The 12,067-nt window shown below is 65.3% G+C and carries 12 protein-coding genes; 7 read left to right on the top strand and 5 right to left on the bottom strand.

Annotated features, from left to right (window positions below; all coding sequences use genetic code 11):
- Positions 1-10: 10 nt before the first annotated feature.
- Positions 11-865, bottom strand: coding sequence for an NAD(P)-dependent oxidoreductase (locus ABZ942_RS28380; RefSeq protein WP_357387157.1), 855 nt, complete (start codon positions 863-865; stop codon positions 11-13).
- Between the two features lie 236 nt (positions 866-1,101).
- On the opposite strand from ABZ942_RS28380, the gene ABZ942_RS28375 reads away from it, so the two are divergent.
- Complete coding sequence (locus ABZ942_RS28375; protein WP_357387155.1) at positions 1,102-1,545, top strand: nuclear transport factor 2 family protein; 444 nt, start codon at positions 1,102-1,104, stop codon at positions 1,543-1,545.
- Here the strand turns inward: ABZ942_RS28375 and ABZ942_RS28370 are convergent.
- Entirely contained in the window at positions 1,542-2,750 is a 1,209-nt protein-coding gene (locus ABZ942_RS28370) for a hypothetical protein (protein ID WP_357387154.1), read from the bottom strand. The two genes, ABZ942_RS28375 and ABZ942_RS28370, sit on opposite strands and share 4 nt — an antisense overlap.
- 168 nt (positions 2,751-2,918) lie before the next feature.
- Here ABZ942_RS28370 and ABZ942_RS28365 point away from each other — a divergent pair, with 168 nt between their 5' ends.
- Positions 2,919-3,536: a TetR family transcriptional regulator gene (locus tag ABZ942_RS28365; RefSeq protein ID WP_357387153.1), complete on the top strand. Its 618-nt coding sequence runs from the start codon at positions 2,919-2,921 to the stop codon at positions 3,534-3,536.
- 15 nt (positions 3,537-3,551) lie between these two features.
- Here the strand turns inward: ABZ942_RS28365 and ABZ942_RS28360 are convergent, their stop codons facing one another.
- Positions 3,552-4,550: an alpha/beta fold hydrolase gene (locus ABZ942_RS28360; protein WP_357387151.1), complete on the bottom strand. Its 999-nt coding sequence runs from the start codon at positions 4,548-4,550 to the stop codon at positions 3,552-3,554.
- A 141-nt stretch (positions 4,551-4,691) separates the two neighbouring features.
- On the opposite strand from ABZ942_RS28360, the gene ABZ942_RS28355 reads away from it, so the two are divergent.
- From ABZ942_RS28355 to ABZ942_RS28345, 3 genes are read left to right on the top strand one after another with little or no spacing between them, the layout of a single operon-like run.
- The gene (locus ABZ942_RS28355) at positions 4,692-5,297 is read left to right on the top strand and encodes a TetR/AcrR family transcriptional regulator (RefSeq protein ID WP_357387149.1); all 606 of its coding nucleotides are present in this window, start codon (positions 4,692-4,694) and stop codon (positions 5,295-5,297) included.
- A gap of 24 nt (positions 5,298-5,321) precedes the next feature.
- Entirely contained in the window at positions 5,322-6,074 is a 753-nt protein-coding gene (locus ABZ942_RS28350; RefSeq protein WP_357387147.1) for a phosphohydrolase, read from the top strand.
- Positions 6,074-6,403 (top strand): putative quinol monooxygenase, encoded by a 330-nt coding sequence (locus ABZ942_RS28345; protein ID WP_357387145.1) that lies wholly within the window; start codon positions 6,074-6,076, stop codon positions 6,401-6,403. Before ABZ942_RS28350 ends, ABZ942_RS28345 begins: the two co-directional genes overlap by 1 nt.
- 229 nt (positions 6,404-6,632) lie before the next feature.
- On the opposite strand, the gene ABZ942_RS28340 is transcribed toward ABZ942_RS28345, so the two are convergent.
- Entirely contained in the window at positions 6,633-7,166 is a 534-nt protein-coding gene (locus tag ABZ942_RS28340; protein WP_357387143.1) for a CAP domain-containing protein, read from the bottom strand.
- 411 nt (positions 7,167-7,577) lie between these two features.
- On the opposite strand from ABZ942_RS28340, the gene ABZ942_RS28335 reads away from it, so the two are divergent.
- Together ABZ942_RS28335 and rph are read left to right on the top strand one after the other, a co-directional pair.
- On the top strand, positions 7,578-8,420 hold the full coding sequence (locus ABZ942_RS28335) for a hypothetical protein (protein WP_357387141.1): 843 nt from the start codon (positions 7,578-7,580) through the stop codon (positions 8,418-8,420).
- A 235-nt stretch (positions 8,421-8,655) separates the two neighbouring features.
- Entirely contained in the window at positions 8,656-11,238 is a 2,583-nt protein-coding gene (gene rph, locus ABZ942_RS28330) for a rifamycin-inactivating phosphotransferase (protein WP_357387139.1), read from the top strand.
- Between the two features lie 4 nt (positions 11,239-11,242).
- On the opposite strand, the gene ABZ942_RS28325 is transcribed toward rph, so the two are convergent.
- Positions 11,243-12,046 (bottom strand): carboxypeptidase-like regulatory domain-containing protein, encoded by an 804-nt coding sequence (locus ABZ942_RS28325; protein WP_357387933.1) that lies wholly within the window; start codon positions 12,044-12,046, stop codon positions 11,243-11,245.
- Between the last annotated feature and the right edge of the window lie 21 nt (positions 12,047-12,067).

Raw genomic sequence — 12,067 nt, 5'->3', positions numbered from 1 at the left:
CGCGCTGTCGCTATGTTGTTGACGCCTCGCTGCGGTAGAGGTCGGTGACGACCGAGATGTCGGCGTCCGGGTAACGGGATGCCGCAGTCTCATAGAGACGCCGTATTACCTCGGCCTCCGGCAGGTCCACTCCCGCTCCGCGGGCTATGTCGAGGGCCAAGCCGGCATCCTTCGCGCCCAGCGCAGCGGTCCACCAGCCGTCGGGTGAGCCGGTCAGCACGTTGTCGAATCGGTTGTGCAAGCCGGGGGCCACGACCGGGCTCGCGCCGAGTAGTTCCCGCATTTGATCGTTCGTGAGGCCACCCGAGCGAGCGACGGCGAATGCCTCGGCCAGTGCGACGATTCCCGAAAGCAACAGGAGGTTGTTGGTCAGTTTGGCGGTGAGGGCTTGTGGTGCTGTGTCGTAGTGGCGGACTGTGTCCGACAGTGACGAGATCATCGGCCCGAGCTGGTCTACGCGGTCGGGGGCGCCGCCGACGAGCAACACTGCCTGGCCGGCACTCACTGCGGCGGGAGCGCCGAGCATGGGCATGGCGACGAATCGGGGAAAGGTCTCGGCCAGTTCACCGCTCAGCGCGGGCGATACCGTCGAACAGTCGACATAGCTCGAAGCCGGAGCCAACGCGGTGCGCAGCTCCCCCAGCGCCACTGCCCTGACCGCCGCATCGTCGGCCAACATGGTGATCGCCACGTCGACGCCGCCCACCGCCTCGGCGACGCTGCCTGTCTCTTCCGCACCGGCGGACACAAGCCGCTCAGCCTTACCCGTCGTCCGATTCCACACCCGCACCCGATGCCCGCCGTCGAGCAGACGACCCGCGATTGCCTGGCCCATCCGACCCATACCCAAGACAGCTATATCCATGGCGGCCTCCTCGGCGCACGTATCCGTGGCGACATGACATCGCCGGTCAGCGACTTCCGCTGCAACTACCAGCCTCGCGCATCCCGATCGGGTAAGTCATTGCGGCTGACCAGTGCTGCCCACTCAGCCGATCGGAGGGTGAGATCAGCCGTTTGGGGTCTGTGCTCGATTCTTCGCAGTCAGTAATTTCGATGAGCGCGGGTCGTTGGTTCCCGCCATATGTTCCAGGAGGCCAGATGCTCGACATACAAGAGATTTCGGACCGGTTGGAGATTCAGGATTTACTGGTGGCGTACTCGACCGCGATCGACAGCCGGGATTTCGGGGCACTGAACGAAATATTCGTCGACGATGCCTACATCGACTTGACCGCGTTCGGCGGTAACGCGGGCAAGCTCACCGAAATCCAGGAGTGGCTCGCGCAGAGCCTGGCGCAGTTTCCCGCGTTTCAACACCTGGTGGCCAACCCGGATATCCGCGTCGACGGCGACCGGGCAACCGGGCGGGTGATGTGCCTGAATACGATCGCGATACCGGCCGCGGCGGGCGACCCACGGATCGCGTTTCTCGGCATGTGGTACATCGACGAGTACGTCCGCACGCCGCAGGGTTGGCGGATTGCCCGACGCGGCCAAGAGGCCAGCTGGACACAGGGACTCGGCGACGCCGCCGACGCCTAACGAGAGCTCTTCACCAAACTGTGCAGATGCTCCGCGAGGAGCCGACTCGTGTCGGTGGACTGCGCCGAGGTATCGATGGTGAGTTGACCGTCGTAGGTCGTAATGACGTACGGGGCAACGGATGTCATCGGATTGCTCGGCATGACGGGGTAGAAATCTTCGATGATCAGGTCGGCCGGGGTCGACAACGCCGGGATGATGCCCCAGTTCGTCGAGACCAGCATTGTCGACAGAAACCCTTCTGGGCCAGCCGAATTCCCCTGGGCGGCGGACATGAATTCGGCGCTGCCGGTGAAGACCGCGCCGGTGGCGATTCCTTCGCGAAGCGTGCTGGTCACCGCGCGGGCCAGTGCGAGGAGGTCGTCGCCGGCATCCGGGTCCGCTGCGAAATAGGCCATGCCGAGCACATTGGTGCCCTCGGGGTATCCGACTCGCGGGGTGAGTCTGGCGCGCAGGTCCACGGGATAGGTGTAGTGCAGGGTGTCGATGCCGACGTTGCGGCTTTGCGCGTGCGCGGCCAGCAGCGCGGCGGAGACCAGCCCATTGATCGTGGTCCCCGCGCTACGCCCGGCGGCGAGCAGCGATGCGGTGTCGGCGGCGGATAGCCGAGTGCGAACGCGCTCGGTCGGGCCCGGCGGGATATCGGCGGCGGCGAGGGCTTCGAGCATGGCGTCGTCCGGCAGCGCGGTGGGGCCAATACCCATGCCGCGCTGATCAAGTAGATGCTCCAGCGAATGCGGGTAGTCGTGTCGACGCGGAGCGATCGGCGCATCGGTGACGCAGGCGGTATAGAGGTGCCACAGTTCGGCCAGCAGATACAGCGAGTGGTGGCCGTCGGCAATGGCGTGATGGGTCAGCAGGGTGACCGTGGCCGTGTTGTCGTTCCCGCGGACCGTGTGGATCGCGGCGGTGCGGTCGTCCAGATCAGGTAGTCCGAACAGCGGGTTGTCGATGGGGCCGGACACCTCATCGATCGCGGCGGATAGTTCCGGAGCGGCTTCGATTGCCGGCTGACTCGACGGGTCGAGCACCAGTCGGGCGGACAGGACCGGGTACGCCTGACGCAGAATCGCGAACGCTTGCGCCAGCGCGACAGTGTCGAGCAGGCCGCGCACCTGCGCGGCGTACCCCACGTAGAGCCCGAATCGAAAATGCAGCACCTCGCTCGGCGCGAGCGGACGAACCAACAGCTGTGACGACGTCATGACTCGGCTCCTTCGACTTCACCTGGGATTGAGAAGCGCGAAACCCGGCCCTTAGCGGCATTGATAGGGGAGGTCGGCTACCCACAGGCTAAGCTCGATTGGCAGACTCTGCCATATCGTCAAGGTCTGCCATCTAGGTAATTTCTGCCACTTTGTTAGGCTGGAGTGATGCAGCACACAGACACCTCCGGATCGCGTCCGAGTCCGGATCTGCGGGCGCGCCGACGGCGGCAGACCGAGCTGGAGATCCACACTGCCGCAGTGACATTGGCTGCTGAGCGCGGCGCGGATCAGGTCACCGTCGATGACATCGCCGTGCGCGCCGGAGTATCGGCGCGCACGTTCTTCCGCTACTTCGCCACCAGGGACAGCGCACTCGTCTACGACAAGTGGGGCTTCAGCGACGCCGTGAACGAGGTGTTCGCACGGATGGATCCGCACGAAGTGCGCATGCGCGATATCGAGCAAGCTTTCGGCAGTGTGCTGACAACGGTCGACGAGGATCCCGACGTCCGCGCAACGGTACGTATGTACCAAACTGTCACGACATCGCCACAGCTGATGGCAGCGGCAACCGCCGCGACCAACGAGCGGACCGACGGATTGCTGGCGACGATTCCCGCCACGGCCCGCTCGCGGGTGCGGTTCCTGCTCGCCATCGCCAGCACCGTCCTGTTCGCCACCTTCACCGAGTGGATCGAATCAGGTTCGCCCACCGGCGTTTCCGGCGCACCCTCCGCGCTCGACACCTACCGCCGCCTCTGCGACGAGCTCCCGGCGCTCTGAATTTGCAGGCTGCCATCAGTTGGTCGGCGTGCCCGACTCGGTGGTGGCGATCGCCTTGTCGAGTTCGCTGCTGACCAACGGCCACGAGGTGCGGCCGAAATTGCCGTGGCCGCCTTCGATTTCGGTGACCCAGAGGTTGTTGGTGTGTCGCTCCAGGCCCGCGATCACGTCGGGGTTGTCGAGGGGAGATTGGAACACCTGCATAACCGGCACGGTGAGGTAGTCGTATTCCGGATTCAACAACCGCGCCGGAGCGTTCGCCCGGTAGATCGAAACACTGGCCAGCAGATCCTCTTTCGTCATGTGGACCGGCTGTTCGCCCATGATCGCCATCAGCGCGCCGAACGCAGCCTCGGTGGCCCCGGCCTGAATGTAAAGCTCGGGGAGCACCGGCATCGACATCGACGCGAACCACGTGGCATACGCCAGATTCCCCGGAAGGTTCTGCGGATGGTCGACGGATTCGACCATGGCGTAATGCTGCAGGTCCAGGCTGGGTGCGCCGATCGCGCTGAGTGAGGCGATGCGGCCCGGGTTGCGGTACGCGTACTCGGCGGCGATATAGGAGCCCCAAGCCTCGTTGAAGGTATGCACCGGACGGCCGGGCGCGGTTTTGTCGAGCACCGCGCCCAACTCGCCCGCGAGATTCTCGAGGCTGTTCGATTCCTCGGTCAATTCGTGGCCGGACTCGCCCACGCCGCGGCGGTCGTAGCGCACCACGTGATACTTCTTCGCGAGCTTGCGGGCCGCCGGTTCGAAGATCGACGAGTCGCCCGGCCAACCGCCGGTGGTCACGATCGTCGGCGCCTCGTCGGCGCTCGGCCCGTACTCGAAGATCGAGATCGGGATGCCCTGATACTCGGCGAAACTGTGCCGGGGCTGCTCCTCGGCGGGATCGGCCGACGCGGCCGCGATCGAGGGACCGGCCAGCGCCACGGCCGCGGCAATCGTCGCGCCGATCCGCAGCCAACGCCGACCGGCTCGGCCAGGACGGCGCTTGTCGAGTACGTCCATGGAACTCTCCTTCGCAACTCATCGCACCAGGTCAACACTGGTTCCGACTTATGTACCGATAGGTACTTAAACGACTTTCCTCGTTGCCACAGGTGCTGTCAAGGGTTATATTTACCAATAGGTACAGAAAGGAGCTTTGACGTGGCAATCCGGGGACGCCCGCGCAATTTCGATCGCGCCATCGCGCTCGAACAGGCAATGGAGTTGTTCTGGGAACGTGGCTATCGAGGCACGTCACTGACCGACATCACCGCCGCCTTGGGCATCAACCGCCCCAGCATGTATGCCGCGTTCGGGAACAAAGAGGCGTTGTTCCGGGAAGCCGTCGCCTTGTATTCCGAGGCGCTGCGCGTTCCCGTCGAGAGTGCGTTGCGGGGTGGGCCGACCACTCGGGCCGCGATCGCCGACACGCTGCACGCTTATGCCGAAGCGTTCAGTAGGCCCGGCACACCGCTGGGTTGCCTGGTCGTGCTCTCGGCGACCGACGGGCCGGCGCACGACGACCCGCTGCGGGAATTTCTCGTCGAGCTCCGTGGCTCATTGCAGGCCGGCATCTTGCTCCGCCTGCAACATGCGGTGCGCGAGAACGAAATTTCCGACACCGTGAACATCGAGGCACTCGCGGGCTACTTCGGCACCGTCGTCTTCGGTATGGCCATCCAGGCTCGCGATGGCGCCTCGCACGAGGCTTTGCTCACCACTGCCGACTTGGCCATGACGGTCTTGGACGCGGTGGTAACCCGATAACAGTGATGAATTGAGGTTCGGCTGATGGGCGCACAGGACGATTTCGATTGGAATTGGGCGAACAGTACCGGCGGCAAGCTCGATCGCCGGCAGTTGGGGAAACTCCTTGTCGCCGCGGCGACGCTGATGCCCGGCGCGTTCAGCAGTCATGCACTGACGTTCCTCGGCAAGCAGGGTCCCGGCGTGCTCGATGACGTCGAAATGCGGATTCCGGACACCGCGCTTGCGAAGGAAGCCGAGTGGGAGGCTCGACAGAAGTTGAGCCCGTGGGTGCTCGAACACTCCTACCGGGTCTACTACTTCGGCAAGGTCCTCGCGAAGATCGACCGGGTGCCGATCGACGAGGAGCTGCACTTCACCACGGCCATCCTGCACGACATCGAGTTCGAACATCCGGTTCCCGGAAGATGTTTCGCCGTTCGCGGCGCCCAGGATGCCGAAACCTTCCTCACCGGTCTCAACGTGCCGCGGGACAAGGTTGTCAAGGTACGCAACGGCATATCCGGACACATCACCTTCGGCGTCGAAAAGGACCTGTCGGATCTGGCCGGTATCGTCTCGGCGGGATGCGAAACAGACCTCGGCGGAACTCGCATCGAAGAGATGAACCGCCAGTGGGTGGATACCGTTGTCGCGCAACACCCTCGACTCGATTTCAAGCGCCGGGTCATCGAAGCGGTCCGCATCGAATCCGAGAATGTCCCCGAGGGTCGCACCGCGGTGATGCGTGGACTCGGCTTCGAGATGGGCGTGACGAACGCGCCTTTCGCGGAGTGATGAACCGAACGGAGCTGCTGGAAACCCTCGTCGTCATCGTCAGCTTCACCGCCGAGCCCGGCCAAGAGCATCGCCTGCGAACCGAACTGGACGCGGTGGTCGAGCCGACGCGGGCCGAGCAAGGCTGCCTGAGCTACCAGCTGTACATCCATCCCGACGACCCCGGTCGCCTCATCCTGGTCGAGGAATGGACCGACGACATGGCCTTCGAGCGGCATATCGCGTTGCCGCGTTCCGAGCGCATAGCGGCGCTGGGGATCTTCGCCGAGCCGATCACCATCCGTAAATTCCCCGGCGGCACAACCGGGAGCCGACCGGGAAACCGGTGACCAGTGCGGCAACCACTACTCGAGTTCGCATGGGCGCCTGCCGATCGCACAGTGCGGCCGGAGCACGCGACACCGCTGGTAGCGATGGGTCGGCAACCGGTCGACCTATCACTACCAGCGGGTCACCATTTCGCGCGCCGTATACAAGGTAGTCAGAATACTTATCGGTCTGGAAATTCGGCTTCCCCGCCCCAATTTCCTATATGTCCGATTCGGTTACCGAGAACCTTTACCGACGCGCACGGCCGGTGGATTGATTCGAGCCCTGCCCACTGGAAGTACCGAAGTCTTGCGTCCAATAAGGAGTGCCATTTCGGTCCTTGGCAAATCCGACACCGATATCACGAAGACTGCAATTCAGGATATTGGCACGGTGGCCCGGACTACGCATCCAGCCACCGACTACCTCAGCAGCGGTCGATTGCCCCGAAGCTATATTCTCGGCCCAGGCGCGGGCGCGGTATCCAGCTGCCTTGATCCGATCACCCGGACTGCCTTTCGATGAGTTGTGATCCAAGACGCCACGGGCGGCCATGTCCGCCGTATGCGCCTGCGCGGCCTGGTCAAGGCGGCTTTCTTCGGCCAAGGCGGGACATCCGGCCTTGGCGCGTTCGGCATTGGTGAGACTGACCACCGTGGCCGCGACGGGCTGAGCCTGCGGCGCCGCGAGGGCCGGCGGGCCCCAGGCGATCAGCCAGGCGGAACACGCAGATATGACAAGACAAGTAAGTGAGGAACGGGTCAGAGCGGGAGAAAGACGCATAATTCAGACTCCACGGTTCGTATTACGTTTGAATAACATTAACATCTCGGCCGGAGCGTAGGCAAGATCTCGGCACCACTTCAGCAAGCCCTAACGGCCTGGTGGCAATCGGGTCGCTACGGCCCGCGATATTCGACTTCATAACGTAGCGGGAAGGCGAACCGTCCGATACGATCCGTGACATCCGAAATGGCCGCATCTCAGGACACCGGACATGTTCGATCTTCGTCTCAACCCATGCTCGGCCAAGGGCGGACCGGCGCGAGTAGCAGCGCCAGGTTCGTCGCATCCGGCGACACCGATGTGCGGGCACAACTGAATCGATCGATTCGTTACTAAGGACGACAACTGATGGGCAAACACAACGTACGGCGGAACCCTCTCGGTTCGATGCGGTTGGCCATGCTCTCGATGACCGCTCTGATCGCGACCGGAATCGCCACGCAGCACGGGCCGTCGCCCGAGAATCAAGCGGCGATCCTGACCGCCACCATGACCGAGCTACCGCCGTTAGCACCGGCCGCCGAGCCGGCCATCACGACAACCGACGTGCAGCCAGTCGCGGCCGCCCAGCCCGACCGGCCGATCCATGCGGTGCGACCCGCCACCGACTCGGACGCGCAGGATCAGCCGTCCAGTCAAAAGGTGGGACCGAACGGACTCGGGCTGCCGCTCACGCCGTTCGATCCGAAAACGGAGCTGCCCGGCCGAACGAACGCACCCAAACCCCACCATCAGAGCGACGCGCGGGAAACCGCCCGCCCCGGTGCCCACAGCGCGCTGCCGCCAATCGATGTGACCGCACTCCTGACCAACATCAGCGCCGCCCTCAACGCGGGAGCGGCATTCGCGGAGGGCCTTCAGTCGGGCAGCGCGGCCCTCAACACCAGCGCGAGCACACCGGCCGCACCTAGCGGCACAGATGCAACGACCCCCGCGAACACACCGGCCAATAGTGTCCAAATGGCCGCTCCGACAGCGGATCTCACCTCGCTGCTGACCACCATCAGCTCCGCCCTCAAAGTAGGAGCAGCGTTAGCAGAAGGCCTGGAGTCCGGTAGCTCAATCCTCGGCCCTGGCAGCGCGGCTCTCAGCCCGGGCAGCGCTGCTCTCGGCCCAGGCAGCGCCGCTCTCAGCTCCGGCAGCGCAACCCTTGACGGCGGTAGCTCGATCGCCGGAGCCGGCAGCTCGGTGCTCGGCCCGCTCGCCGCGGTGCTCGCTCCCCTCAGCGCCGCAGCCCTGGCCTCCGCCTGACGCATCGTGGATCGCGGACTCCCATCGGGCCGCCGGTCCGATGGGAGTCACGCCGCAATCGGTGTAGCGCACAAACTCGCACCGCGCGCACACAACTGCCAGCAATACCGTGCGCGCCATCAAGATTCGTGCGCAGCAGCCGCCCAGCTTCCCTCTTCCGGGGGCTCGTGAGCCGACGATTGGTGGTCCTTAATCGCTTCCGGAATGCAGAGACCGCCAGGTGAGGAGTAACGGGATGGCGTATGTGCTCGGCTTCGGGGAGATCGACCGGAGGCAGATCGCGATGGTCGGCGGTAAGGGGGCGAACCTCGGTGAGCTGTCGCGGGTCGATGGCGTCGAGGTGCCGGACGGTTTCTGTGTGACGACCGACGCCTTCGCGCGGACCGTGGCGATCGGGGGGCGGCTCGACGAGTTGTCCCGCCTCGAAGCGGACGATCGGGAAGCGATCCGCGTGCGGAGCGCGCAGATTCGCGACGCGATCGAGGCTTTCGTCATTCCCGATGACGTGGCGGCCGAGATCATCGATGCGCACGCCCGCCTCGGTGCGGATGGCGCTTACGCGGTCCGATCCAGCGCCACCGCCGAGGATCTGCCCACCGCGTCCTTCGCGGGCCAGCAGGACACCTATCTGAATATCGTGGGGTCCGCAGCAATCCTCGAACACGTCAGCCGGTGCTGGGGTTCCCTGTTCACCGAGCGGGCCGTCACCTACCGCCTGCGAAACGGATTCGACCACAAGGCAATTCGGATGGCGGTGGTCGTACAGCGGATGGTGTTCCCGCGCGCCTCGGGCATCCTGGTCACCGCCGACCCGCTTACCTCCGACCGGACAGTCGTGTCCATCGACGCCGGCTTCGGCCTCGGCGAGGCTCTCGTTTCCGGCCTCGTGAACGCCGACGTCTACCAGGTGCGCGACGGCAATATCATCGGCAGGACGATCGCCACCAAGAAACTCGCCGTCGAACCCGCACCGGCCGGCGGAACCCAGGTGCAGGAGATCGCACCGGAGCGCCGCGACGAACCGGCACTCGCCGACACCGAGGTGCTCCGCCTCGCACAACTCGGTCGCCACATCGAAGCCCATTTCGGCAGCCCGCAGGACATCGAATGGTGCCTCGACGGCGGCGCCATCCGCATCGTGCAGAGCAGGCCGATCACCACGCTTTTCCCGATTCCGGTGGCCGCCGACGAGGAGAACCGCGTCTATGTTTCGGTCGGCCATCAGCAGATGATGACCGATGCGATGAAGCCACTCGGCATCTCGCTGTGGCAGCTCACGAGCCGCGCGCCCATGCGGGACGCGGGCGGCCGGCTATTCGTGGATGTCACCAAGGCGCTGTCGTCGCCGAAAACCGCCACCGGCGTGGCGGAGGCGCTCGGTAAGTCCGATCCGCTGATCGGCGACGCGCTGCGGACCGTGATCGATCGCGGCTTCGTTCATCAAGTGCCAGAGGCGGTTTCGGCCGCCGCACCGCCCGCAGCGCCCGCTCCGATCGAGACCGATCCCGCCGTCGTCACCGAGCTGATCGCGGCGAGTGAAGCCTCCCTCGCCACCTTGATCCGCGACATCCGGACCGAGTCCGGGCCGAGTCTGCTCGACTTCATCCGGGCCGATATCCAGGAACTGCAGCGAGTCCTGTTCACCCCGAAGGGTTTACAGGTGATCAATGCCGCGATGGACGCCTCGTTCTGGCTCAACGATCGGTTGCAGGAATGGCTCGGCGAGAAGAACGCCGCCGACGCGCTCACCCAGTCGGTTCCCGGGAACGTGACGTCGGAGATGGGGCTGGCACTGCTCGACGTCGCCGACGTGCTCCGCCCACATCCGGAAGTGGTGGCCTACCTGCGGCAGGTCGAGCAGACGGGCGGCGATTTCTTGGCCGAGCTGCCCGGATACCCCGGCGGCAACGAGGCACGCGTCGCGATCGAGGGCTTCCTCGACACGTACGGCATGCGCTGCGCCGGCGAGATCGACATCACCCGGCCGCGCTGGAGCGAAAGCCCCGCCACCCTCGTGCCGACAATCCTCGGCAATATCAGGAACTTCGGGCCGGGCGCGGGCAGGCAGCGCTTCGCCGACGGCTTGCGCGACGCCGAGCAGACGAAAGAGCAACTCCTGCAACGCTTGCGCGCTCTGCCGGATGGGGAGCACAAGGCCGAGGAGACCGCGCGGATGATCGACCGCGTCCGCATGTTCTCCGGGTATCGCGAGTATCCCAAGTACCGCATGGTCAGCCGCTACTTCGTCTACAAGCAGGCCCTGTTGCAGGAGGCCGAACGCCTGGTGGCGGCGGGCGTGCTACGCGAGCCCGAAGACATCTTCTACCTCCGGTTCAACGAACTCGGTGAGGTAGTCCGAACACAAAGTGCGAGTGCTGAACTCATCGATGAGCGCAAGGACGCCTTCCGCACGCATCAGGCGCTCACCCCGCCACGAGTGCTCACTTCCAACGGCGAGGCACTCACCGGGGCGTATCGGCGCGAAGACCTGCCGACGGGCGCACTGCCCGGCATGGCGGTATCCGCCGGGACGACCGAAGGTCGCGCCCGCGTCGTATCCGATATCGCGCAGGCCGATCTCGAAGCGGGCGACATCCTGGTCACCGCCTACACCGATCCGAGTTGGACCCCGCTGTTCGTCGCGATCGCGGGTCTGGTGACCGAAGTCGGCGGGCTGATGACGCACGGCGCGGTGATCGCCCGCGAATACGGGCTGCCCGCCGTCGTCGGCGTGGAGCATGCCACCGAGCTGATCCGTGACGGGCAGCGCATCCGGGTGAACGGCACCGACGGATACGTCGAGCTCCTGTCGCAGTGAAAGTTCAGGACAGCTCGGCGTATTCGTCGGCGTCGAAGCTCAGCCGGACGTCGTGGTCGACTTGGCTGCCGGTGATGGTCACCTGGCCACTCACCTCCGGATAGCCGCGAGCGACCACCGTGTACTCGCCCTCCGGCAGGTCGGCCACCGCGTAGCGGCCGTCCTCGTCGGTGCGGGCGGTGCCGACGGCCGCACCGGACCAGTCGAGCACGGTGATCCGGGCGTTGGGCACCGCCCGGCCCTCGGCCCGCACCGTTCCCCACAGCATGGCCATCGGCGCGAGCTCGACGTCGAAGCGGAACCGGCCGGTGTCGGGCACGGTCAATGTCGTTGCGGCGGGCCGCATCCGGGCGGCGACCGTCACCAACGTGTAGGTTCCGGCCTGCACACCCGTGCAGGCGTACGCGCCGTCCGCCGTCGTGACGGCGGTACCGACCACCTCGCCACGCTGGTCGGTCACGGTGACCGTGGCACCGGCCACCGGCTCGCGAGCGGCGGTGCGCACCACACCCGACAACTCGCCGTCGCCCTGCAGCGTGATGTCGACCTGCTGCGCACCGTCCACGGCGGCGACGTTCACCGCGGCCGGCTGATGTCCGTTCGCCGAGACGATCAGGACGTAGCTGCCCAGCCTGGGCGACTCGATGGTGTAATTGCCGCCGCCATCGCCGATCGCCCGCGAAACCTGATGTCCGCGTGGGTCGATCAGTGTCAGCACCGCGTCCAGCACCGGGCGTCCGTTATCCCGGCTGATGCGGCCGTTGATCGTCCGGCCACTCGTTGCGGCGACAGCCTTCTCGATCGTCACGACCGACAAATGTTGTGCCGC

Origin of the sequence: Nocardia sp. NPDC046473, from assembly GCF_040645995.1 — a bacterium.
Classification (GTDB): domain Bacteria; phylum Actinomycetota; class Actinomycetes; order Mycobacteriales; family Mycobacteriaceae; genus Nocardia.
This window is presented reverse-complemented; position numbering and strand designations above follow the sequence as displayed.

Bases quoted from the DNA above. Each gene is read 5' to 3' on its own strand.
- ABZ942_RS28380 (WP_357387157.1), bottom strand. From the start codon at position 865: ATGGATATAGCTGTCTTGGGTATGGGTCGGATGGGCCAGGCAATCGCG.
- ABZ942_RS28375 (WP_357387155.1), top strand. From the start codon at position 1,102: ATGCTCGACATACAAGAGATTTCGGACCGGTTGGAGATTCAGGATTTA.
- ABZ942_RS28370 (WP_357387154.1), bottom strand. From the start codon at position 2,750: ATGACGTCGTCACAGCTGTTGGTTCGTCCGCTCGCGCCGAGCGAGGTG.
- ABZ942_RS28365 (WP_357387153.1), top strand. From the start codon at position 2,919: ATGCAGCACACAGACACCTCCGGATCGCGTCCGAGTCCGGATCTGCGG.
- ABZ942_RS28360 (WP_357387151.1), bottom strand. From the start codon at position 4,550: ATGGACGTACTCGACAAGCGCCGTCCTGGCCGAGCCGGTCGGCGTTGG.
- ABZ942_RS28350 (WP_357387147.1), top strand. From the start codon at position 5,322: ATGGGCGCACAGGACGATTTCGATTGGAATTGGGCGAACAGTACCGGC.
- ABZ942_RS28345 (WP_357387145.1), top strand. From the start codon at position 6,074: ATGAACCGAACGGAGCTGCTGGAAACCCTCGTCGTCATCGTCAGCTTC.
- ABZ942_RS28340 (WP_357387143.1), bottom strand. From the start codon at position 7,166: ATGCGTCTTTCTCCCGCTCTGACCCGTTCCTCACTTACTTGTCTTGTC.
- ABZ942_RS28335 (WP_357387141.1), top strand. From the start codon at position 7,578: ATGACCGCTCTGATCGCGACCGGAATCGCCACGCAGCACGGGCCGTCG.
- rph (WP_357387139.1), top strand. From the start codon at position 8,656: ATGGCGTATGTGCTCGGCTTCGGGGAGATCGACCGGAGGCAGATCGCG.